Here is a 22950-nt window from a genome sequence, read left to right as displayed (position 1 = left end):
CACAATGAGCAAATTAGTTGTTAACTCTTACGAAGAGTTTGCCGCCCATTTGGGCGAAGAGCTGGGCGTTTCGCCGTGGCTGGAAATAGACCAAGAGCGCATTAACCTCTTTGCCGATGCCACACTAGACCATCAATGGATACACGTTGACGTGGAGCGCGCCAAGCAAGAAAGCCAGTTTAAGAGCACCATTGCACACGGATACCTAACACTTTCGCTGCTGCCCCACTTGTGGGAACAGATTATTGAGGTGAACAATATCAAGATGTTGGTGAACTATGGCATGGACAAGATGCGCTTTGGACAGGCCGTGGTGACGGGAAGTCGTGTGCGACTGGCCACTAAACTGCATGCCATCAGCAACATTCGCGGCATCTGCAAAACCGAAATCGAGTTTAAGATTGAAATAGAAGGACAACGCAAGCCTGCACTCGAAGGCATCGCCACCTTCTTGTATTATTTCGAATAGAACCTTATCACAGCCCATTCCGTACCCAACAAAAATGCTGTTTGTTGGCTTTCGGGATGGGCTTTCTATTGTATCGCTACACTACTAGTTTTCTTGGGGCATGGTTCCAAACGGCTGGCAGTGCAGCTCCATCAACCTTGTGCTGTTGTTCCAGGCTGCTTATGCCGTGTGTGTCTGTTGTTGATATGCGGCGAGTTGGTGGCTGGCGGCACAACAAACAACCTCTTCTTTTGGTTAAAATATGCTAACGTTCGTAACATCCTTTGCGCCCAATCGTCATTTATTACAGAGACAGAGATGAACAAAATAAGCTTTCGCAATGACATTCTGCCCTTAAAGGACAAACTATACAGGTTGGCGTTGCGCATTACGCTTAATGCTCGCGATGCCGAAGACATTGTGCAAGACACGCTCATCAAGGTTTGGAACCGACGGGAACGCTGGGACGAACTAGACTCTATCGAGGCATTCAGCCTGACGGTTTGCAGAAATCTGGCACTAGACAGCATCAAACGGAAAGGACATAACAACCCCTCGATTGAAGATGCACATGCCGACAGGCCCGACCTAACGGCAAATCCTTACGAGGAAATGTTGCATAACGACCGCGTAAAGCTTGTAAGAGACATCATCAATGCCTTACCCGAGAAACAAAAGACGAGCATGCAGCTCCGAGAGTTCGAAGGGAAAAGCTATCGCGAGATTGCCCAGATAATGGAAGTGACCGAAGAACAGGTTAAGATAAACATCTTCAGGGCAAGGCAAGCGATAAAACAAAAGTTCAAAAATGCAGATGATTATGGATTATAAATATATCAACCAGCTATTGGAACGCTATTGGAACTGCGAAACTTCATTAGAAGAAGAAGGTATCCTGCGTGCGTTTTTCAGTCAGAAAGACGTTCCTGCGGAGTTGCGCCAATACCAACCGCTCTTCGCCTACCAGCAAATGGAGGGCAAGGCGAAACATCTGGGTGCCGATTTCGACAGCAAGCTGTTGGCCATAATCCACGAGGAAGAGCCTGTTAAGGTGAAGGCGCGTACCATTACGCTTACCCAACGCCTTATGCCGCTGTTCAAAGCTGCCGCTGTTGTGGCCATCTTCCTCACGTTGGGCAATGCCGCGCAAGAGTCTTTCCAAACGAAACCCACTTCGCCCGTTGGCATGGCAGGATATAATAAGGTGGAGAAAGGGGCGTCTGTTGCCCTGGGCGACTCGGCCGTTATCGACACCTTGAAGAAGTCGGGCGAACCCGCCGCCTCGCTCAACATCATTAAATAAGAAATTTTTCTATGCTTTCTCAATAACAATGTTTAGTAAAACAACATCGAAGCTGTGAAGCTTCTTTCTCTCAAATTTTTCATTATACTAACGTAAGGTCAACGGCCGCAGATACCCAAAAGGTGCTGCGGCCTTTACTTTTTGTGGGTGATCAAAGGTGGCGTATTGAGAAAAAGTGAGAAGCTTAGGCATGTATAGCCACGCTTTTTACAAAGATATTCGTTACTTTTGCATTTAGCTTATTGGCATACAGTCAACACAATACCATTTTAATTCCCCATTAACAGAACAATATGAAACAACGGAAAATGACTATAAGCCTCGTTTGGGCCAACATCTTTGCGGCAATCTTCTGTTTTGCCGTATTGCTGTTAAGCTCGTCTGTCTGGTATTTTGTGTGGGGTTTTCCTACATTTGAAGACTTCTACATACAGTTTCTTTCCATGCACAACTCCCTTTTAACGTTCTTGAGCGTGTTCGTTGCACTTATGGCAGGCATAGTAGTGCACGAGCTGATACACGGCCTAACGTGGGCATATTTTGCCAAAAAGGGATTTAAGAGCATTCGGTTCGGTGTATTTTGGGAGATGCTCACCCCCTATTGCCATTGCTCCGAGCCCTTAACGGTTCGCCAATATTGCATCGGTGCCTTAATGCCTCTCGTGCTTCTAGGCATCATCCCCTTGGTATTAGCTTATCCTTTTAAAAGTATCTTGTTGCTTGGATGGGGTGTCTTATTCGTTTCTGCTGCCGCGGGTGACATCCTGATTGTGTGGAAAATACGTAAAGAACCCGCCGCGAACATGGTGTTGGATCATCCAAAAGAAGCAGGCTGCATGATTTTGGAGGAGGATTATTGAATAAGATAATAGTTTAAGGCCTGTAAACAGATTGACTAATCTGTTTACAGGCCTAATATCTGTTCATAATATTCATGTGATAGAGCGTGCGTTCAGAAGGAGATTATATGGGCTACTTCTGAATAGCTAATGTTATACTTCAACCCACCTTATAGCTGCAAAAGTAACAAATAATGCTAAGATAAAGGCTGCTTAGCAATATTATTTCACGAAAGATGACGCTTGTTTAGTGCTGAAATAGAAACTAACAGCCAATTTTTCGGCTCGGCTTATATGGAAATTGTTTTGAAACGACAAACAATGGGGGAGCGTAAAAGGCCATTCAACGGCTATACAAACGTTATTCAAACCATGAATCCGTCTTGGCTTTTAATGTTTCTATAAATTGAGAGGGTTTTGTTTTCTTTGTGATGCCAACACAGGATAAACACTCCGCTCGCATACGAAGTACAGCACAAATCAACTTGCTGGCTGATAAACTCACGAACACCCGACAACTTCCGAGTACATCACCCCATCAATTTACCAACCCCTTAACTTATATATTCGCCAATTCACACCCTCAGAAACTTATCAACTAAAAACTTACTAACTCCTCAACTTACAAACTCGCAAACTCACAACCTTATCAACTTATCAATCCAAAAACTTGCAAACTCATCAACTTACAAACCAACAACCTCACCAACTCCCCAACTCAAAAACTTAAATTGTTGCTTTTTGTTTTACAATGTCACTCCAAATTTTACTCCGTTCTAGCGGAAATATAGGCCAAAAAGTAGGTAAATTGCCACTATTTCCATCCTTCCCATCCTCTTGTTCTGTCTGTTTTTAAGAACAGGACCTGCATTTTGCACCATTTTGCCTTTCTAGTTTGGTCGCAAGTCCATCATTTTCCAAGTCCAAAAACTCGCTTTTAGCCCCCAAAACACCCCTTTTTAATGATCATTTTGCCCTTTTTAGTCATGTTTGTAATGGCTCTAAAAGGTTATATTTATACTTTTACAGTGGATGTTTATACTTTTCTGCTTGTATTTAGCAGCATTTTACCCTGCATTTTACAGCAAAACACCCTGCATTTTGCACCATTTTACCTTGCATTTTGCACCAAAACGCACTGCGTTTAGCGGTATATTGCACTGCATTTAGCAGCAAATAGCCCAAAAACTGGTGCAAATGATGGTTTCTTTAAATAAAAATTCATTTTGTCGCATTCACAGGTTAACCCCTCTTAGCAAAACTAACCTTCGCGAGAATCGATTTTTTGCGGCAGGGTGGACCATTGGTGCGCAAAAATGGCACTTTTTGTGTTAAAAATTATGCTGAAAAGTTGACATGGTTATAGGCTAACAAGTTGACAAGTTAACGAGTTGACATGGACTCAAGTTGACGAGTTAACGAGTTGATAGGTTAACGAGTTGGCAAGAATTCAAGTTAACAAGTTGGTAAGAATTCAAGTTGACGAGCGTGTTGGTTCGTGAGTTTAGGAGTTTGCGAGTTTGCGAGTTGGGGAAGTTTGTGCGTTTGCGAGTTGACAGGGATTGTCGTCCACTCCGTACAAGTCATTTGGCTTAACTCTTTAACTCCGTCATCCCTTTTTAACAAGTTTATCAGTTCATTCCTTTTTCAAGGCATAACCACGTTTTGCCACAGATGGATGGGGCGGAATTGCTGTTTTTATTGTATCTTAGTTCGGTATATTGTACGTGAATGGGGCGTTTATCTTGGTTTTACTACACAAAGATAATCAACTCCTCTCAATGATTTGAAATTTAGACCGTAATCAGTTCGTCAGACCGATTACGGTTTAATGCACTTGTTACGGTTTCTAACATTGCTCCTCGTCTAACCTTATGCCGCCTCTCAAAGGTACATAATCGTAGCCCACTTTGCCCGCTCATACTTGTTTTCCCGGCCCCACAACGAAAAAGAGGAGCTGCCTCACGGCAGTTCCTCTTCCATTTAATGTAAATCTTCAACTTTAATTTATGAGTTCTTCGTGGGCCATCTAGGGCTTGAACCTAGGACCTCCAGATTATGAGTCTGTTGCTCTAACCAACTGAGCTAAAAGCCCGAACCACCCGCATGGGGTATGTTTGCAAGTGCAAAGGTAGTTGTTTTACACCAAATATCCAAACAATTAAGAAAAAAAGAAGTAAAAAAGAGATGGGCAACATCAAGTTCAAACACTTTTGTGTAACTTTGCATACTTGGGGAAATGTGCCCCATACACAACTATATAGACGTATCAATGAGTATAGAAACCACATCAGAAAAGTTCGACAACAAAGGACTCACCGACGAGCAGGTTGCCAAAAGCCGTGAGCAACATGGGTACAACGTGCTAACACCCCCGAAACGAGCATCGCTTTGGGCACTTTACATAGACAAGTATCGCGACCCCATCATCCAAATCCTGCTTGTGGCCGTTGCCGTTTCGCTCGTTTTCTCGTTCATCAACGGCGAGTTCCTCGAAACCATAGGCATATTCTTGGCCATCATCCTAGCCACCACCATCGGCTTTTACTTTGAAAGAGATGCCGCAAAGAAGTTCGACGTGCTCACAACCTTGGGCGAAGAGCAGCCCGTAAAGGTGCGCCGAAACGGACAAACCACCACCGTGGCGCGCAAAGACGTGGTGCCTGGCGACCTGATGGTGATTGAAGTGGGCGACGAAATACCTGCCGACGGACTGTTGCTGCAATCGTCTGACTTGCAGATTGACGAGTCTTCGCTCACCGGCGAGCCCATCATCAACAAGCACGCAACACCCGACGTGGCCGAAGAAGAGGCCACTTACCCCACTAATGTGGTGCTACGCTCTACGATGGTGATGAATGGTAGCGGGCTTGCAAGGGTAACAGCCATAGGCGATGGCACGGAGATTGGCAAGGTGGCACGTAAGGCCACCGAACTGACGGCCGTGAAAACGCCCCTCAATCAGCAGCTCGACCACTTGGCCAAGCTTATCAGTAAGGTGGGTTCTGCCGTGGCTGTCACCGCTTTTGCCGTGTTCCTGGCCCACGATGTGTTTACCAACCCCCTTTGGCAAGGCCAAGACTACATGCGCATGGCCGAGGTTGTGCTGCGCTATTTCATGATGGCCGTAACGCTGTTGGTGATGACCGTGCCCGAAGGATTGCCGATGGCCGTAACGTTGAGCCTTGCATTGAACATGCGCCGAATGCTTAAAAGCAACAACCTTGTACGCAAGTTGCACGCTTGCGAAACGATGGGGGCCGTTACGGTGATATGTACCGACAAGACAGGAACGCTTACCGAGAACAAGATGCAAGTGGCAGAGATGCGCATCCTCGCACCCGATACGCCACTCGCAGATGCCATTGCGCTGAACACTACGGCCCATCTGGAAACCAAAGACAACGTTACATCGGGCATAGGAAACCCAACCGAGATTGCCCTGCTGCTGTGGTTGGCATCCAATGGCCACAATTATCGTGAACTGCGCGCCGCTGGCAAGGTAGAAAACCAACTGCCTTTTTCCACCGAACGCAAGTATATGGCCACCATTGCCAGCCTAAACGGTCGGCGATTGCTCTTTGTAAAAGGCGCACCCGAAACCATCATGGGCCTTTGTTCGCTAACAGACGAGGAGCGAAACGCCACTGCCCACTTGCTGAGAGGTTACCAAAGCAAGGCCATGCGCACCTTGGCCTTCGCCTATAAGCCATTGCCCGGCGAGGTGGAAGTAAATTTTGCCGATGCCAATCTCATGCAGGGGCTTACCCTTCAAGGCGTGGCTGCCATCAGCGACCCTATCCGTCAGGATGTGCCCGCAGCCGTAAAAGAATGCCTTGACGCAGGCATCGAGGTGAAAGTGGTTACCGGCGACACCGCTGCAACGGCCATCGAGATTGCCCGACAGATAGGAATATGGCACAAAGATACGCCCATCGAGGCGCAAATAACTGGTCCCGACTTTGCCGCATTGAGCGATGAGGCCGCCTACGAACGGGTGAAAGTGCTGCGGGTGATGTCGCGTGCGCGGCCCACCGACAAGCAACGACTGGTTAACCTGCTGCAACAACGTGGCGAGGTGGTGGCCGTTACGGGCGACGGAACCAACGACGCCCCTGCACTGAACCACGCCCACGTGGGGCTTTCGCTAGGCAGTGGCACCAACGTAGCCAAAGAGGCGTCGGACATGACCCTGCTCGACGACTCCTTCCGCTCCATCGAACGCGCCGTGATGTGGGGTCGTTCGCTGTACAACAACATACGCCGTTTCCTCTTTTTCCAGCTAGTGGTAAACCTCACCGCCCTGCTTTTGGTGCTGGGCGGCGCCATTATCGGCACCCAAATGCCGTTAACCGTTACGCAGATACTTTGGGTAAACCTTATTATGGACACCTTTGCGGCTATGGCTTTAGCCTCGTTGCCGCCCACGCGCGAAGTGATGAGCGAGCGTCCGCGCAAGCAAACCGCACCCATCATTTCATCGTCAATGGCCCGTGGCATCATTTTCTGCAGCTTGTTGTTCTTCGCCATGCTTTTTGCCCTGCTGGTTTACTTCCGCAACGAAAGCGGCGGGCAGCTTGATACGCACCAGCTAACCATCTTCTTCACGGCGTTTGTGATGCTGCAATTCTGGAACTTGTTCAACGCTAAGGTGCTCAATTCGCACCATAGCACCTTCCGTCGTCTTTATGCCGACCGCGGATTGCTGCTCGTTCTGCTGCTCATCTTGGCCGGACAATGGCTCATTGTAACCTTCGGCGGTCGCATGTTCCGTACCGTTCCGCTGTCGTTCACAGAGTGGGCGGCTATCATCGGCGCAACGTCTGTCGTGATGTGGGTGGGCGAAGTGTGGCGCAGACTGAAACCCAAAGCCCCATCAACCAACCCCGCCTAACGCCATGCACACATACAACACCCCTCCTTGCGTGGCCACCATCGGCTTTTTCGATGGCGTGCATCTAGGCCATCGCTACCTGATAAGCCATGTTCGGCAGTTGGCTCAGGGGCTGGGCATGCCCTCGATGGTTGTTACCTTTGGCACACATCCGCGCCAAGTGGTGCAAACATCGTTTGTTCCTAAGCTGCTTTCAACGCCCGAAGAGAAACAGAAACTGCTGCGCGAAACAGGCATCGACCATGTGATGGTGCTGAATTTCGACCAGAACATGGCCGCACTTACGGCGCGCGAGTTTATGCAGCGGGTGCTGAAAGAACGGCTCAACGTGGGCCAACTGGTTATCGGCTACGACAATAAGTTTGGCCATAACCGCGAAGAAGGTTTCGAAGACTATTGTCGATATGGTGAAATGCTGGGTATCCGGGTGGTAGAGGCACCGCAATTTGAACCCGATGGGGTGCATGTCAGCTCGTCGGCCATACGTAATCATCTGCTCGAAGGGCGTGTAAGGCAGGCCAATGTGCTGTTGGGCTATGCCTATTCGCTAGGTGGAAAGGTGGTGCCAGGCTTTCAAGAAGGGCGCAAAATGGGCTTTCCCACGGCCAACCTCCTACTAGAAAGCCCTCAAAAACTGCTCCCTCAAAACGGCGTTTACGCCACATGGGTGGAGGTTGAAGGCTACGAACGCCCACTGATGGGCATGACCAATATCGGCAATCGCCCCACCTTCAACGGCAAGGGCGTAACCATCGAAACCAACATCCTCGACTTCTCGGCCGACATCTACGGCCAAAACATGCGCATCGCATTCGTGGATCGCATTCGTGCCGAAGTGAAATTCGACACGATAGACCAGCTGAAAGCGAAGATGAGAGAAGATGAAGAGGTGGCAAGAAGGCTCGTTCAAAACGTGTGATGGGCTTTACGTCTGCCCCTTGTCAAAAGGAAACAAGGCAAGGATGAGGCTTTTATGCCATTTAAACGGCTGATAAACAAATATTGATAAATTAAAACAAACACAATATATGGAAAAGAACAACAGGCTTATTCTCAACGTGCTAGGCTACCTTGTGGCATTCATCGCCGTGCAGTTTGTGGTTTCGCTCGTGGCACTCTACCTCGACGACTCGATAAAATACCCGCCATCAGCCAGTGCCAAAGCCCTAACGCTGAGCAGTGTAGTGAGCAGTGTCATCCTTATCGCCCTCTTTGTGTGGTGCAAGTGGGCGCCCATATCGCGCAATTACCTTCAACAAAAGCCGTGGGGCGCGTTAGTTTGGGCCATCCTTGCGGGTTTGGGCGCCATCCTTCCCCTGCAATGGATTTACGAACAGCTGAATATCACCATGAGCGAAGACGTTAAACATCTTTTCGAAAGCATCATGGGCAGCAGTTGGGGCTATCTCGCATTGGGCATTTTAGCCCCTGTGGCCGAAGAGTTGGTGTTTCGCGGAGCCATCTTGCGCAGTCTGATGGCTTACTTCAACTATCGTTTGCCTTGGATACCCATCGTTGTTTCGGCCCTTCTTTTCGGTGCCGTGCACGGCAATGTGGCCCAGTTTGCCAACGCCTTTGTTATGGGCTTGCTATTGGGGTGGCTCTACTGTCGCACCCACAGTATCGTGCTTGGGGTGGCCTTGCATTGGGTTAACAACACGGTGGCCTACACTATGTACAAGCTGATGCCAGAAATGAACGACGGACAGCTTATCGACTTGTTTCACGGCGACAACAAACTGATGTACATGGGCTTGTTCTGCTCGCTCCTTGTGCTGCTGCCGTCGCTGTTCCAACTTAACAAACGGATGACTGCGGGTGGCTAAACGCCATCGGACAGGCCTAAAACGAAGGGCATACTCCGCTTGTCGTGTCCCTTAAACAACGCCCCACCGCATGTTTAGTCACCGCGCCAAGCCGCCAATGACCCTTTACAAACCTCGCCTTTCGCCAAGTGCAATTGTCAGCTATGCGCTTGGCGAAAGCAGAAAAAGCTTCTCCCCAAAGCGGTCAACCTTAAAAGTCCGCACTGCCTTTAATCCTAAATAGCTAACAACTTAAATGACATATCATCATGAAAACAACCTTATTCACATGCCTACTGGCACTATGCGTGGCCTGTGCAGCACCTCGTCGCGAGCGTTTGAAAGACGTTGCGGAGAAAACGGAAGTGAGTTTCTTTCTAGATGAGAGCCAAAGAAAACTGGTAGATGGCAGCAATGAATTTGGTATTCGTCTCTTCCAGGTCATGGCGCAGGCCCATCCCGATAGTAGTATGGTTATTTCGCCAATGGGCGTTGTTTACAGTTTGAACATGCTAAACAACGGAACCGATGGCGAAACGCTAACAGAAATTTGTAAGGCCTTGGGCTATGGGGAAGGCGATTTGCAACATGTCAATGAACTTTGCCGAACCTTTCTTGTGGCACAACGCAAACAATATCGTATAAATGACGAACAAACCGATGACTATATGCATACGGCCAACCTACTTGCTGCCATTGGGGAAGATGTTGTTAAGGGGTCGTTCAAAGAAGTCTTGGCAAACAATTATTTCGCGGATGCCATCTCGGCGACTTCTGTAAATCAACTTCAACAGCAGGCTAACCAATGGATAACCGAACAAACAGAAGGAATGGCAAAGCAATTGCCCTTGAAACTATCGGCCGATGCGCAGGCTTGCCTTGTCAACACCATTGTGTTTCGAGGCGGATGGGCACAAAAATTTGATGAGGAATCTACCTGTAAAGCCCCCTTTTATGGCGAAAATGGGCGCATAGACAGTGTGTGGATGATGTATAGGCATCTTGATGACAAAACGTTTAAAGGGAGGTACGATGAACGTTTCACCGCCTTACGCATGCCTTACAAAGGACAATTCTACATTACGTTGTTGCTCCCCATTAAGGGACGACCTTTAATGAGTTTGGTAAAACAGCTAGATGCTCGCATGTTACAGCAGATAAACAATAGTTTAGTGACATTCGATGATGTTTATGTACGTATTCCACGCATGCGCTTAAACACTTCTATTGCCCTTAAAGCCTTGCTTGCGCAAATTGGCATCAAGCAAGCATTCTCGCAAACAGCAGATTTAAGCAAAATGAGTTCAGAGGCTTTGCGGGTAAACGACATCGTGCAACAAACCCAATTTAGCCTAGACGAATGTGGAACAACTGCCATATCGTCTACCGCCGTTGAGTATGCCGCGCTAAGAGAACTAGTTCAGCCACGCGAACTTCACTTCACCGGCAATCGCCCTTTCCTTTATTATATCTCCGATGGCTTTGGCAATGTCTGTTTCATCGGGCAATATTGTGGTGGCAAACGTTGAGATAAATGGTGGCGTGTGCGACCCTTCGTCGCTTCCTTTGCAATTAAAACAATTAACAATTTAAATATCAAACCATCATGAAAACAACCTTATTCACATGCCTACTGGCACTATGCGTGGCCTGTGCCGCACCTCGTCACGAACGTTTGAAAGATGTTGCCGAAGTAACCGAAGTGGATTTTAAATTGAATGGCGCAGAGAAACAGCTGGTAACAGGTAGCAACCAATTTGGTCTTCGCCTATTCCAAGCAATGGTACAGGCCCATCCTGATAGTAGTATGGTTATTTCGCCAATGGGCGTTGTTTACAGTTTGAACATGCTAAACAACGGAACCGATGGCGAAACGCTAACAGAAATTTGTAAGGCCTTGGGCTATGGGGAAGGCGATTTGCAGCGAATGAATGAGCTAAATCGTACTTTCATCATCGCACAACGCAAACAAATTAAAACGGAATTGGAACAAACGCGCGACTATATGCATACGGCCAACCTTTTGGCTGTTATGGGAACAGATGCCGTAAAACCCTCTTTTAAGAATGTACTTGCACACAATTACTTTGCCGAAACCATCTCGGCCTTTCATACAGATAACTTAGAGCGAAGTATAAGCAGATGGATTGATGAGCAAACGGAAGGGCAAATTAAGCAAATACCCTTGAAGTTGTCGCCCAATGTGCAGGTGTGTTTGGTCAATGCCATTGTGTTTCGGGCTCGTTGGGCAGAACCTTTTGAGCCAGAGTTCACCAAGAAAGCCCCATTTTACTGCGCAGATGGGCGGATTGACAGTGTGTGGATGATGAGCGGATACGATAGGGAGAACACCTTTAAGGGCATGAGCAACAATACGTATTCTGCCTTACGTATGCCTTACAAAGGCCAATTCCATATCACAATGGTTCTTCCTAACAAAGGGTTTTCTGTTGCAGACTTACTTAAAAGCCTTAATGTGCAGATGTTTGGCATGATAGAAAAAGGTTTGCACGATTACAACGAGTTCTATGTGCATATCCCACGCATCACGCTAAAAACTTCTGTCGCCCTCAAGCCGTTCCTTTCGAAGGTTGGCATCAAACAAGCGTTCTCGCAACAGGCCAATCTTAGCGGTATGAGTATAAAGCCATTGAAGTTGGACGACGTGGTTCAACAGACGGAATTTAAGCTAGACGAAGAGGGGACAAGTGCTGTTTCGGGTAGCTTTATGCAAGTAGCCACGCTGTCTGCTTGCGATAAACCCACTAAATTTCACTTCACCGCCAATCGCCCTTTCCTTTATTATATCTCCGATGGCTTTGGCAATGTCTGTTTCATTGGGCAATATTGTGGTGGCAAGCGTTGAGATAAGCGGTGGCTTGAGGAGGGGTTAGGCTGCATGAAGGGCTTGTTTTTTTGTGGGCTTGGGATAGGAATTGCGCCTTTCTTGCTAGTGATATGGTGAGTCAACACCATTCCAATAGGCAAGTTGTGTTGGGGCAATAGGCCTACTAGTCCACTTGTTAGCATGCCAACCCGTCAACTTGTTAGCCTGAAAGCCTCGTCAGCCTGTGCCTTCTCGACCTATCTTCTTGTCTACTTGTCAGTTTGTTAGCATGTCTGTTCCTTCTCCTGTTATAGTCAGACAAAGCTTGCTTTGACATGCGCTTTCCAACCTTGTCGGCAAGGTAACCTGCTGATAATTATTTCTACGGAGCAGCATTCCGCAGCCCAATTAACGCAAAGTTGTAGCTGGCTAAAGGCGAACGAACTTTCAATGTGATTGTGTTGCCGCCATTTTTATCAAGACTTCAACTAAGTTGTCTAAATTCAACTCTGTTTCACTACAAACCTACGAGAGTGTTCAGAGAGATAAAATAGCACGCTCAAAAGGTCGACAATTTCTTGTTTGTATTATTTTAAATGCGTATATTTGCAGAACCTAACAATTTAAAACTTTCTTATATGGAAAAGTATATTCTCAAAGTAAAAACCTAAAAACAGGCTTAATTCTTTTTGTTCTTACTCAAAACGGTATGCCGCAAAAAGTGACTTCGTTTTTAGATGTAGAACGACACAGTGCAACACGAGCGGCGCTTGGCGTTCTGTTTTGCATGCTACGCATCTGAAAGGGGCTTGTTGGATAGTGTGAACAATTGCCAATAGACTGCGGACTTTAATGAGTGCTGGAGACATCGCGTGTTCTATCCATGCGTGCAAGAGTGCTGCCTGGCTTGCCACGTTACGCCAAATGAAAATCAGTGTTGTGTGCCCAGTCCTGACAAGAAAGGAAGAAATTAGGCTGACCTCTCTAAAATAGGAAACCTCAAAAGACCGAAAATGATGAGTAACAGTTTTGACAGTACGCTTAAATATTTTGATCTCGAGCCAGAAGAGATGTTTCTCTGTGCGCTATGTGTAAATATTTCTAGTTGCCAGTATGGCTTTTATTGCATGCTTTTCACTAAGATTGGCATGCTGATGTATTTGTTGTGGTTCGTAGTTAAACGCGCTATTGCCCCACAAAGGAGGGAAGTTGTGAAGAAATGGTATAAGAAAACAGCAGCGCTGATGATGGGTGTTGGAGGACTGACAATGCTCCTTAGATACATAAACGAGATTGTAGTGAGCATATAATCAACCAAGTTGTTGAGTGGTTTTAAGGCTTTACAGCCTAAACACGCAAGAATTTGATAACTAATTGCACCCTTGTGGGCAAGGTGCAAATGCCGAAGGGCGTTTCTTGGGCATGTTCTGATAGCGTTGTTGACACCGGAACTTGTTCTTGCATGTCTGTTCTTGCAGGTTGGTGACCATCCCAAACGGGCTGTTTGTTATGAGACCACCACCAACTCAACGCTCCCCAATAAACATTGTCCCGTATGTTGCTCACGCAATATACGGGACGTTTCTTGTAGTGAAAAAGATTTTTATGAATGGGCAATTAACCATTTTTGCAGCCATTCCTCAGCTTGCCTTAGGATAGAAGAAGTGAGAAAATGGTGCGCGGTGTAACGCCAAATATGAAGTTTATAATTCTATTTACAAAAATACACATTATAACTGAAAGTACCAAATTTTAGTTGGACTTTTTTAAATTAGCTGAAAACTTCTTTACAAATTGGGCTTATTTCTCTACCAAAATGCGTTCCTTGCCGTTATGTCGGCTTGTCTGTATGGCAACTTTGCTGGTCTGTTCTACGTGTTTTGCATAGAAAAAGGTCCAACGGCATCGCTGTCGTCGGACCTGTGGAAAACTAAATCTACCAAATAAAAACTAAATATCAATCAAACTAAAATTATGAGTGTTCTGTTTTTTGTCGACAAGTTAACGAGTTCGCAAGTTAACATGTCGAAACGTAAACGGGTTCGCCATGGGGACGTTTGTTAACAAGTGTACGTATCCGCGGGTTAAGTGGCGTAATAATTTTGCTCCTTAACGTGTTGACGGGTTTTGCGAGTTAACAAAGCTTTGAGTTAACGAGGGCATGGGTTTGCAGTTTAACAAAGCACCATGCCCTTTTACTTGTTAACCATTGGCTAGCGAAAACGCTTGATGCCGAGGCGCAGCCTTAGTCGATTTGTATCGAACGGAACAGCTTTTGCTCTTCTTTCTGCACCTTGGGTAGGTCAACCGTCAACACACCATCGTTCACACGGGCAGCGATAGCCTCGCGGTTTACGTCTTCGGGCAAGAGCAGGGTCTGCTCATACTTCGAGTAGCTGAACTCGCGGCGCAAGTAATGGGTCTTTTCGTTCTGGTCGGTTGATTCGCGTTTTTGCTCCATCTTGATGGAGAGGTTGCCGTCCTCGTTCACGTTTACGCTGAAATCGTCCTTCTTCAATCCAGGAGCGGCAAGCTCAACGGTATATTGTTTGTCGTTCTCCAATACGTTGATGGCAGGAGCCGTGGCGTTAGCGCGTGGCATAAGGTTGCTGTTCAAAAAGTCGTCGAACACTTCGGGCAACCAAGAATTCCTTTTCATTACTGGTAACATAATCATATCTCCTATATTTATAAGTTGTTTTTTGTTTATTGTTCATTTCTTTGCCTCGGCTTTCGCCTTGGCTTTCACCTAATTATATACAAGTTCTGTACCAATGCAAGCGGTGTGACAAAACGGCATGCGCGTATGACAAACTGACAAAACTGTGGGTTCGAAACCTCTTACGAGGGCTAGGTGGCGATGGAACAAAACCCACAGCTTTTGAAGTGGATGGCAGAAATCCTTGTTAGTTGCACACCCCGCCAACGTCTTAGCCTGTTAGCTCGGTGGCTTGTAAGCCCGTCAACCCGTCCTCACGTCTACTTGTCCATTCGTCCACTTGTTCGCTCGTCCGGCTATCCACTTGTTCACTCGTCCACTTTTTCACTCGTTAACTTGTACGCTAGTCAACCTGTTAACTCGTCCACCTGTCCACTATTTCACGCACTTACTTGCCCTTAACTCGAAAAATATCCTTATCTTTGTACACGATAACTAAAAACAAGACTTTGCCTATCACCTCTGTCGTGAGGTAACAAGCAGGCAAACCGAAAGCATGAAATCGCGCCCAAGCATGCTTGTGAGTGTCGCAACGAACACATTATTATATATAAGAAGTATGTTAATAAGCACAACCCCCACTATCGAAGGTCGCCCCATACAAGCGTATAAGGGCGTAGTGACTGGCGAAACCATTATCGGCGCCAACCTTTTTAAAGACTTCATGGCTGGTATCCGCGACATTATCGGCGGACGGAGCGGCTCGTACGAGCGCGTTTTACGTGAGGCCAAAGACACTGCACTGGCCGAAATGCAACAGCGTGCACAAGAAATGGGCGCCAACGCGATTGTAGGTGTAGACATCGATTATGAAACCATTGGCCAGAACGGCTCCATGCTCATGGTGGCTGTTAGCGGGACGGCCGTGGTTATCTAGGTTATGAGTTTATGGGCTTTTGAGTTTCTAAGTTCATGAGTTCATGAGATGGTGAGTTGAAAAGTTGGTAAGATTATTGGCCCGTTGGCTCATTAGTTGTGAGCCTTTCGTGTTGGTGAATTCATGATTTTTTGAGATTATAACTTCGTGAATTTATGGGCTGATGAGGTTATGAGGTTATGAGCTGATGGTCTTTTGAACTGATGGGTTCGCGAGTTGATAGGGTTTAAGGCTGGCGAGAGAAGTAGTTTGCCTGTTTGCTTTCCAGCTAACAAACTAATAAATTAGACTTTTCACCACTTGAAAAACTAATGGTTTCATGAACTTACCACCTTAAAAGGCTCATCAACTTACCATCTCACGAACTTAAAACCTCACCAACTTACCACCTCATAACCGCATAATCGCACCACCCCATGAACTCAAAACCTCATCAACTTACCACTTCATAAACTCACAAGCTCACCACATCATAAACTCTTCAAGCATGAGAACGACACCTTTTCTTGCCCTTGCACTGCTCATCGCAGCGTGGTTGGCCAAGCCCCTTGCAGCCGCTAACATTTGGATTGAGGCCGAAAGCTTTGAACAAAAGGGCGGATGGCTGGTAGATCAACAAATGATTGAGGGGATGGGCTCGCCTTATCTCATCGCCCACGGACTGGGAACGCCCGTTAAAGACGCGCAAACAAACGTGCGAATAGATACCGCGGCAACCTATAACGTGTATGTTCGAACCTACAATTGGACTGCGCCGTGGCACCCTTCAACGGGTCCTGGTGGGTTTAAAGTGGCCATCAACGGCAAACGTCTGCCTGTAATCGTAGGTCAAACAGGCGACCGATGGCAATGGCAAAAGGCTGGTACGGTGAACCTTAAACGTGGAATGGCAACGCTGGCACTATGCGATCTTACGGGCTTTGATGGTCGGTGCGATGCCATTTGTCTTAGCACATCGCCCGTTTCGCCGCCCGAAGGCTACGAAGCACTAAAAAGATACCGCGACAAGATGTTGCGAAGAGGCCAACACGTGCGCTCGGCAGGAGTATTCGACCTCGTTGTTGTGGGTGGCGGAGTGGCTGGAATGAGTGCTGCCGTGGCTGCCGCAAGACTGGGCTTGAAGGTAGCTTTGGTACAAAATCGTCCCGTGTTGGGCGGCAATAACAGCTCGGAAGTGCGCGTACATCTTGGTGGGCGCATCAACACAGGCAAGTATCGGCGCTTGGGCGACCTGCAAAAAGAGTTCGCTCCCACGCAAGAAGGAAACGCCATGCCTGCCGAGAACTATGGCGACGACCGCAAGTTGAACTTCGTAAAGGGCGAACCTAACGTCTCGCTTTTCCTCAATCATCACGTCTGCGGTGTCCAAATGCAGGGTCAACACATACCCATGACCAAGCTTTTGCCTGCTTTACAACCATCGGCAATACCGCATGGGGCTATCCCCAAAGCATCTTCCGCCTCTGATTCAGACCTAAATGTAACTGCAAGTAGCCCCCAAAAAGGGCTAGAGAGCCAGTCGTTGGCAGCAAACGAAACAGGAAAATCCAAAGGCAACGTCCTGATTAACCGCGACAATGCCATTGTTTCTGTCATTGCGATGAACGTACTTACGGGCGAAGAACTGTGTTTCGAGGCTCCGCTTTTTGCCGATTGCACCGGCGATGCCACGCTTGGCGTGCTGGCAGGGGCGATGTATTCCATCGGTCGCGAACCGCAATCGGCCTTTGGAGAAGAGCTTGCACCGCAGCAGGCAGACGATATGACTATGGGAGTTTCTATGCAATGGTATGCCAAGAAGAAAGACAAACCAACATCGTTCCCCCTCTTTGAATACGGCATTAGCTTTAACGAGCAGACGGCCGAAAAACGTTTGAGGGGCGAATGGACATGGGAAACGGGACTGAACAGTCGCATTGTAGATAATTTGGAACGTGTACGCGACTATGGTATGTTGGTGGTTTACGCTAATTGGAGCTTTCTTAAGAACCGTAGTAAAGACCGCCGACACTACGAACGGCAGCAACTGGATTGGCTGGCATACGTGGCAGGCAAGCGCGAGTCGCGCCGATTGTTGGGCGATTACGTGCTGAGCGAACAAGACATCGTGAAGAACATGCCCCACGAAGATGCTACCTTCACCACCACTTGGAGCATTGACCTGCACTATCCCGATACGCTGAACGCCCGAAACTTCGCCACAGGCCCTTTCAAAGCCATATCGCGGCAGCGCGTTATCTATCCTTACGCCGTGCCTTACCGCTGTCTTTACTCGCGTAATATTAGCAACTTGTTCATGGCCGGGCGCAACATCAGCGTTACACACGTGGCTCTTGGCTCGGTGCGCGTTATGCGAACAACGGGCATGATGGGCGAGGTGGTGGGCATGGCTGCGGCAGTTTGTCATGCGAATAGGGCCTACCCACGGCAGGTTTACACCCATTTTTTGCCCCAGTTGCAAACGTTAATGGAGCGCGGAGTGGGGGATGCCAGCTTGCCCAACAACCAAAACTATAATGAAGGATGGGTGCTTGAACAGCCACCGCGACTTGAAAGCAAACATGTAGACCAAGAACAAAATGAATAAAACCTCAACCGCAACCCCTCTCCAAAGGGAGAGAAGAGTGGTGTGTGGCGAAATGGCAACTCAACATTAATTACATAATGCAATGAAAAAACTAGTTATTATCATGCTGTTGGCCGCCTTTGTCTGCACGGCAACAGCACAAAAAAATGCGCAAGGCGCAGCAAAGCGGGCAGTTCAGTTCACTGTTCTGCAATGGAACATTTGGCAAGAAGGAACGCTAATACCTGGCGGTTTCGAGGCCATTGTCGGCGAATTGCAAAACTTGCAGCCCGACTTCGTTACGCTTAGCGAGGTGCGCAACTACAACGACGTTGACTTTACCCACCGTCTTTGTCAGGCATTGAAAGAAAAAGGGCTAACCTATTATTCTTTCCGTAGTAAGGATTCGGGGCTGCTTAGCAAGCACCCCATTATCGATTGGCGACCCATCTTCCCCGAAAACCGCGACCACGGCAGTATATATAAGCTAGTGGCAAAGGTTCAAGGCGTTGAGGTGGCCGTGTACACAGGTCACCTTGACTATTTGGATTGCGCCTATTACAACGTTCGTGGCTATGACGGCAATACGTTTAAAGAAACAACTAAGCCCGAAAGCATCGACGAGGTGTTGCGCCTGAACGACTTGTCGTGGCGCGACAACGCCGTACAGATTTTCCTTAACGAGGCTGGCCACGACATTGCAGCTGGGCGTTGCGTGGTATTTGGCGGCGATTTCAACGAGCCTTCACACCTTGATTGGATACATGCCACGGCCAATCTATACGATCACAACGGGATGGCCATACCTTGGACCGTGTCGACGATGCTACAACGCGCGGGCTTTAAGGATAGTTACCGCGTGTTATACCCCAATCCCGTAACGCATCCCGGCTTTACCTACCCGTGTTTTAACATCGCGGCAGAGATTTCGAAACTTACTTGGGCGCCAAAGGCCGACGAACGCGAACGCATAGACCTTATATATTATAAAGGGCGTGGTATGGAAGTGGACAAGGCCCAGATATTTGGCCCAAACGTCTGTGTATGCCGTTCGCAACCCGCCCAAGATAAATGGGACGACCCCATTTTATTGCCCAAAGGCGGCACATGGCCCACTGATCACCGCGGTTTGCTGGTTAAGTTTATCGTGAAATAAGCTGCCCATTGGCGCTTAATGGTTAGCGGTAGGGCGTTCTTTTTGCTTGTGCTTTGGCTCCCAAAGCACAAGCAAGGCCTGCCGTAGCCTAGTTATATCTATTCTACTGCCATGACACAACCGTTTTTGCAGCAAAAAGGAGGTTATCGTAAACTTCGAGTTTATCAAGTGGCAACCATAATATATGATGCCACTTACTATTTCGTGTCGCATTTTCTCAACTCGCGCGACCGCACAACCGACCAAATGGTTCAGGCTGCGCGGTCGGGCAAGCAGAATATTGCCGAAGGAAGTGAAGCCGCAACTACTTCGGCAGAAACAGAAATAAAGCTAACTAATGTGGCAAAGGCTAGCTTAGAGGAACTGCTTGTTGATTATGAAGACTACCTCCGCGTGCGGGGAAAGGTGCTATGGACACCTGAACATCCGCGATTTGAACGGATGAGGCACTATGCAAGCAGTGACCGCATCGGGCATGAGTACACTAAACTTCTGCCAAAGTTGACTGATGAGGAGTTGGCTAACCTCTGTATAACACTTATCAACCAAGCAACTTATATGCTCCGACATTTGATTGACAAGCAACAAAAGCAGTTTTTACAGAATGGTGGAGTAAGGGAACAAATGACAAAAGCGAGGTTGAAGTGGAGGAAAGAGAATGGGGGATGATGATGGGGGATGAACGGGGATGTCGGACAAGTCGGACTTGTCTGACCTGTCCGACTGGTCTGACTAGTCCGACTGGTTCCACTCCCCTTATTTCCCTACTTCTGCATTCTCATCTCGCAGGTAGTACAAGTCGCCAGCCAGAATTTGTTTTACCCTTGCAAACAGCTCAATACCCATCAGCGTGAACGAAATAGCCTTGCCGTCGGGCGAAATAAGGATGCACTTAGGTATGTCGCGGATGCCGAACAACTTGGCAGCAGGCGACACCTCGTTTTGCGAGTCGTAGGCTTGCAGCCATCCGTCGCGGTTAATGCCCAAGGATTTAACAGAACGTTTCCATGTCTCCTTGTCCTTGTCGATAGAAAGGTTCACCATAACAAACTTATCGGCGGCGTTACGCGTTTCGTCGTATATGCGTTTAATGTTTTGCATCTCGTCAAGGCAACCCGGAGCCCACGATGCCCAGAACGTTAGCAGCACATGTTTGCCGCGCAAGTCGTAGAGTTGTATCGCATGCCCATCTTCTAGCGGCAGGCGTATGTCGGGCACTTCTTTTCCTTGGCCCAAGTTCAGCGCCTTAATGTTATTGCTTAGCGAACGCGTATAGGGATGCTTGCCCAGCTTGGGCGAAAAGGCTTGCATCAATTGGTCTATGCTTTCCTTATCAAGTATCGGCAGCAAGTCGCGTTGTACAAGCAGCGGCGCCAGTGGCAGGTCCTTATGTTCCAGCACAAATTGCTTGCGGTTGGCGGTCCATTGCTTTTCAACTGCTGCCCGCAAGGCCTGTCGTGCATCTCTGCCCGCATTAGTTGCCATAAAGTCGTTTCCCTTGCTGCGTTGCAGAGCTGCCACCGAGTCGTTATAATCGCGGTCGCGCTGATTCGCAAGAGCAAAATATGCTTTGTATAGCGTGTTGGTTGTTGGTCCCGACACCTTGGCATTGGCACCCTGACTGGCTGTTGGCACTACGATGTTCACTTCGCCAGGCTCCACCCAAAAGGGTATGCCTTCCTTTCCAAGCCCCGTTATGTAATAGAGCATGGACGGATGTGTGGGCGTTATGTCGCGATTAAAGCGGAAACGGCCTTTATTGGTGACAGTTGAGGCCACTTGCACCAGGTTGCCGTCGCCATAGTCTACGCATAGCGACACATTCTTTACTTTTGCTTTGGCGCCTGCTGCCACCAACGACGTTATCTGTCCGCGTATGATGCAGGTTTCCTTCTCTGGTATGAGTGTGGGTGTGGGCAGCTGTGCCGCTACTTTTGTGCTTGCGCCTATTATGGCTATAAGCAATAGACTTAAAGCGTATTTGATGTTCATGGTATTTTATTTTTTTGTGGTTATATCTTTTGTTTCACTGCTGCTTTCATTGTCCTTGTAGTATTTGCTTAGGTGTGTTTAGCGATGCAGTGGTAGTGCTTTCTGTTGCTGCGAATTTATGAGAGGCTTAAAATAGTCCCATTTCATCGCTCTTTCCGGCGACAACCTAACCCTTGTTGAGGATGGAGCAAGGCACACGCGAGTAGCCTTTGGCGGCAGATGCGACCAATATTGCGCATGTTGTTATGGGCTTGAGCTTTTTCATGGTTTTATTTTGTACGTTTTTTATTCTCTTTATCCTTTTCTCGCACATATAAAATATATAATATTGTGCCGTTCAGGTAACGCCTGATAGGTGTGCAAGTGGTTTTCGTTGGCCGTGCGCTGTTGCTTGTAGGCTTTCGGCATCGGCTTGTGTTGTGCCTTCGCTTGGCACTTTGTAGATGCAGTATGGGGCCTTTCCTGCCTATGGCCTGCCGTCTGCCTTATGTTTTTGCTTGCGCAAAGGCCTCGGAAGGTTTTGAGGGTACGCCCCTGTCAACTGTTTTACCGCTGTAAAGTTACAAAAATAATTCTTAATGTAATATAAATTGAAGATTAAAAAAGATTAATTAAGGCGTTTTTGTTGCATTGTTGGTTGATTACGTGTTTATTGTAGTCGTTATTTCGGGGCTGTTGATGCTGGCAGTAGTAAGGGCACGCTTTTTCCGTGCTGTTGACCGCGCGTGTGCATAAAGTTGTTTTGTCTTATTTTCAGCATGATTTTTAACATAATAAGTGCCCTTTTTATCGACCAATCGTTCACCTTGCCCCCAAAAAACGATTCTCGCGAAGGTTGTTTTTGATGAAGAAAGGGACTGATCCGTGAATGCAGTAAAATGAATATTTATTTCAAAGGCCTGCCATTTGAGCCGTTTTTTTTGCTATTTGGTGCAAAGTGCGGTGCATTTTGGTGCAAAACGCGGTGCATTTTGGTGCAAAACGCGGTGCAATATGGTGCAAAACGCAGTGCGTTTTGGTGCAAAATACAAGGTGAAATGGTGCAAAACGCAAGGTGAAATGGTGCTAAACGCGGTGCGAAACGGCACTAAATGCAAGGCGAAAAGCATAAATATACACTGCAATGGTATAAATAAAACCTTTTAGACCCATGAAAAACATGACTGAAAAGGGCAAAATTGCCGTTGAAAAGTGGGATTTTAGGGGTTAAAAGGGCGTAATTGGACCTGAAAAATCACGGGTTGCCACCCAAACTAGAAAGGCAAAATGGTGCAAAATGCAGGTTCTGTTCTTAAAAACGGACAGGGTAAGAGGGGTGAAAGACTCGAAATGGTATCAATTTAACTACTTTTGAGCCTATTTTTTCGCTAGAACAACGTTGAAATTAGAAAGAGATTGTAAAATAAAAAATAAGATTTTAAGATTCTAAGTTGATTAGTTTGTAAGTTGATGGGTTTTTGAGTTGATGAGTTTGTGAGTTGATGGTTTTTTGAGTTGATGAGTTGATGAGTTGATGAGTTGATG

The 22950-nt window shown here is 47.4% G+C and carries 16 protein-coding genes and 1 tRNA gene; 14 read left to right on the top strand and 3 right to left on the bottom strand.

What is annotated here, in order from left to right; genetic code table 11:
• Positions 1–4 precede the first annotated feature (4 nt).
• The 4 genes from HMPREF2955_RS02430 to HMPREF2955_RS02415 all read left to right on the top strand — a co-directional run bounded on the left by HMPREF2955_RS02430 (position 5) and on the right by HMPREF2955_RS02415 (position 2611).
• Positions 5–469 carry a MaoC family dehydratase gene (locus tag HMPREF2955_RS02430; RefSeq protein ID WP_019187664.1) on the top strand — a complete coding sequence of 155 codons (465 nt, stop codon included), beginning with the start codon at positions 5–7 and terminating at the stop codon, positions 467–469.
• 297 nt (positions 470–766) lie between these two features.
• Positions 767–1279, top strand: coding sequence for an RNA polymerase sigma factor (locus tag HMPREF2955_RS02425; RefSeq protein WP_070720624.1), 513 nt, complete (start codon positions 767–769; stop codon positions 1277–1279).
• A complete protein-coding gene (locus HMPREF2955_RS02420; protein WP_070720530.1) occupies positions 1269–1751 on the top strand; it encodes a pyruvate ferredoxin oxidoreductase in 483 nt (160 codons plus the stop codon). The genes HMPREF2955_RS02425 and HMPREF2955_RS02420 overlap by 11 nt, the downstream gene beginning before the upstream one ends.
• Positions 1752–2044: 293 nt before the next feature.
• Positions 2045–2611: a DUF3267 domain-containing protein gene (locus tag HMPREF2955_RS02415; RefSeq protein WP_070720528.1), complete on the top strand. Its 567-nt coding sequence runs from the start codon at positions 2045–2047 to the stop codon at positions 2609–2611.
• Positions 2612–4611: 2000 nt separating this feature from the next.
• Here the strand turns inward: HMPREF2955_RS02415 and HMPREF2955_RS02410 are convergent.
• Positions 4612–4685: transfer RNA gene (locus HMPREF2955_RS02410), tRNA-Ile, on the bottom strand.
• A 177-nt stretch (positions 4686–4862) separates the two neighbouring features.
• Between HMPREF2955_RS02410 and HMPREF2955_RS02405 the strand changes: the two genes are divergently transcribed.
• The 6 genes from HMPREF2955_RS02405 (at position 4863) to HMPREF2955_RS15585 (ending at position 13426) form a co-directional block, all read left to right on the top strand.
• Complete coding sequence (locus HMPREF2955_RS02405; protein WP_070720621.1) at positions 4863–7484, top strand: calcium-translocating P-type ATPase, PMCA-type; 2622 nt, start codon at positions 4863–4865, stop codon at positions 7482–7484.
• A 4-nt stretch (positions 7485–7488) separates the two neighbouring features.
• Entirely contained in the window at positions 7489–8403 is a 915-nt protein-coding gene (locus HMPREF2955_RS02400) for a bifunctional riboflavin kinase/FAD synthetase (protein ID WP_070720526.1), read from the top strand.
• Positions 8404–8512: 109 nt separating this feature from the next.
• Positions 8513–9310 carry a CPBP family intramembrane glutamic endopeptidase gene (locus HMPREF2955_RS02395; RefSeq protein WP_070720523.1) on the top strand — a complete coding sequence of 266 codons (798 nt, stop codon included), beginning with the start codon at positions 8513–8515 and terminating at the stop codon, positions 9308–9310.
• 248 nt (positions 9311–9558) lie between these two features.
• Positions 9559–10818 (top strand): serpin family protein, encoded by a 1260-nt coding sequence (locus tag HMPREF2955_RS02390; protein WP_070720521.1) that lies wholly within the window; start codon positions 9559–9561, stop codon positions 10816–10818.
• 77 nt (positions 10819–10895) lie between these two features.
• Positions 10896–12155, top strand: coding sequence for a serpin family protein (locus tag HMPREF2955_RS02385; protein ID WP_070720519.1), 1260 nt, complete (start codon positions 10896–10898; stop codon positions 12153–12155).
• A gap of 974 nt (positions 12156–13129) precedes the next feature.
• Positions 13130–13426, top strand: a complete 297-nt coding sequence (locus HMPREF2955_RS15585; RefSeq protein WP_139145454.1) for a hypothetical protein — start codon at positions 13130–13132, stop codon at positions 13424–13426.
• Positions 13427–14361: 935 nt separating this feature from the next.
• On the opposite strand, the gene HMPREF2955_RS02370 is transcribed toward HMPREF2955_RS15585, so the two are convergent.
• Complete coding sequence (locus HMPREF2955_RS02370; RefSeq protein WP_070720515.1) at positions 14362–14775, bottom strand: Hsp20/alpha crystallin family protein; 414 nt, start codon at positions 14773–14775, stop codon at positions 14362–14364.
• A gap of 619 nt (positions 14776–15394) precedes the next feature.
• Between HMPREF2955_RS02370 and HMPREF2955_RS02365 the strand changes: the two genes are divergently transcribed.
• The 4 genes from HMPREF2955_RS02365 (at position 15395) to HMPREF2955_RS02350 (ending at position 20103) form a co-directional block, all read left to right on the top strand.
• Positions 15395–15712 carry a heavy metal-binding domain-containing protein gene (locus HMPREF2955_RS02365; RefSeq protein WP_070720513.1) on the top strand — a complete coding sequence of 106 codons (318 nt, stop codon included), beginning with the start codon at positions 15395–15397 and terminating at the stop codon, positions 15710–15712.
• A gap of 487 nt (positions 15713–16199) precedes the next feature.
• Entirely contained in the window at positions 16200–18299 is a 2100-nt protein-coding gene (locus tag HMPREF2955_RS02360) for an FAD-dependent oxidoreductase (RefSeq protein WP_070720510.1), read from the top strand.
• Positions 18300–18381: 82 nt separating this feature from the next.
• The gene (locus HMPREF2955_RS02355; protein WP_070720508.1) at positions 18382–19434 is read left to right on the top strand and encodes an endonuclease/exonuclease/phosphatase family protein; all 1053 of its coding nucleotides are present in this window, start codon (positions 18382–18384) and stop codon (positions 19432–19434) included.
• 111 nt (positions 19435–19545) lie between these two features.
• A complete protein-coding gene (locus HMPREF2955_RS02350) occupies positions 19546–20103 on the top strand; it encodes a four helix bundle suffix domain-containing protein (protein WP_070720506.1) in 558 nt (185 codons plus the stop codon).
• Between the two features lie 87 nt (positions 20104–20190).
• On the opposite strand, the gene HMPREF2955_RS02345 is transcribed toward HMPREF2955_RS02350, so the two are convergent.
• Entirely contained in the window at positions 20191–21426 is a 1236-nt protein-coding gene (locus HMPREF2955_RS02345) for a TlpA disulfide reductase family protein (protein ID WP_246830049.1), read from the bottom strand.
• Between the last annotated feature and the right edge of the window lie 1524 nt (positions 21427–22950).

The sequence above is a fragment of the Prevotella sp. HMSC073D09 genome (assembly GCF_001814145.1).
GTDB classification, from domain to species: domain Bacteria; phylum Bacteroidota; class Bacteroidia; order Bacteroidales; family Bacteroidaceae; genus Prevotella; species Prevotella conceptionensis.
The sequence above is the reverse complement of the archived record's forward strand: the minus strand, read 5'-3'. Positions and strand labels throughout refer to the sequence as shown.

Bases quoted from the DNA above. Each gene is read 5' to 3' on its own strand.
- HMPREF2955_RS02430 (WP_019187664.1), top strand. From the start codon at position 5: ATGAGCAAATTAGTTGTTAACTCTTACGAAGAGTTTGCCGCCCATTTG.
- HMPREF2955_RS02425 (WP_070720624.1), top strand. From the start codon at position 767: ATGAACAAAATAAGCTTTCGCAATGACATTCTGCCCTTAAAGGACAAA.
- HMPREF2955_RS02420 (WP_070720530.1), top strand. From the start codon at position 1,269: ATGGATTATAAATATATCAACCAGCTATTGGAACGCTATTGGAACTGC.
- HMPREF2955_RS02415 (WP_070720528.1), top strand. From the start codon at position 2,045: ATGAAACAACGGAAAATGACTATAAGCCTCGTTTGGGCCAACATCTTT.
- HMPREF2955_RS02405 (WP_070720621.1), top strand. From the start codon at position 4,863: ATGAGTATAGAAACCACATCAGAAAAGTTCGACAACAAAGGACTCACC.
- HMPREF2955_RS02400 (WP_070720526.1), top strand. From the start codon at position 7,489: ATGCACACATACAACACCCCTCCTTGCGTGGCCACCATCGGCTTTTTC.
- HMPREF2955_RS02395 (WP_070720523.1), top strand. From the start codon at position 8,513: ATGGAAAAGAACAACAGGCTTATTCTCAACGTGCTAGGCTACCTTGTG.
- HMPREF2955_RS02390 (WP_070720521.1), top strand. From the start codon at position 9,559: ATGAAAACAACCTTATTCACATGCCTACTGGCACTATGCGTGGCCTGT.
- HMPREF2955_RS02385 (WP_070720519.1), top strand. From the start codon at position 10,896: ATGAAAACAACCTTATTCACATGCCTACTGGCACTATGCGTGGCCTGT.
- HMPREF2955_RS15585 (WP_139145454.1), top strand. From the start codon at position 13,130: ATGATGAGTAACAGTTTTGACAGTACGCTTAAATATTTTGATCTCGAG.
- HMPREF2955_RS02370 (WP_070720515.1), bottom strand. From the start codon at position 14,775: ATGAAAAGGAATTCTTGGTTGCCCGAAGTGTTCGACGACTTTTTGAAC.
- HMPREF2955_RS02365 (WP_070720513.1), top strand. From the start codon at position 15,395: ATGTTAATAAGCACAACCCCCACTATCGAAGGTCGCCCCATACAAGCG.
- HMPREF2955_RS02360 (WP_070720510.1), top strand. From the start codon at position 16,200: ATGAGAACGACACCTTTTCTTGCCCTTGCACTGCTCATCGCAGCGTGG.
- HMPREF2955_RS02355 (WP_070720508.1), top strand. From the start codon at position 18,382: ATGAAAAAACTAGTTATTATCATGCTGTTGGCCGCCTTTGTCTGCACG.
- HMPREF2955_RS02350 (WP_070720506.1), top strand. From the start codon at position 19,546: ATGACACAACCGTTTTTGCAGCAAAAAGGAGGTTATCGTAAACTTCGA.
- HMPREF2955_RS02345 (WP_246830049.1), bottom strand. From the start codon at position 21,426: ATGAACATCAAATACGCTTTAAGTCTATTGCTTATAGCCATAATAGGC.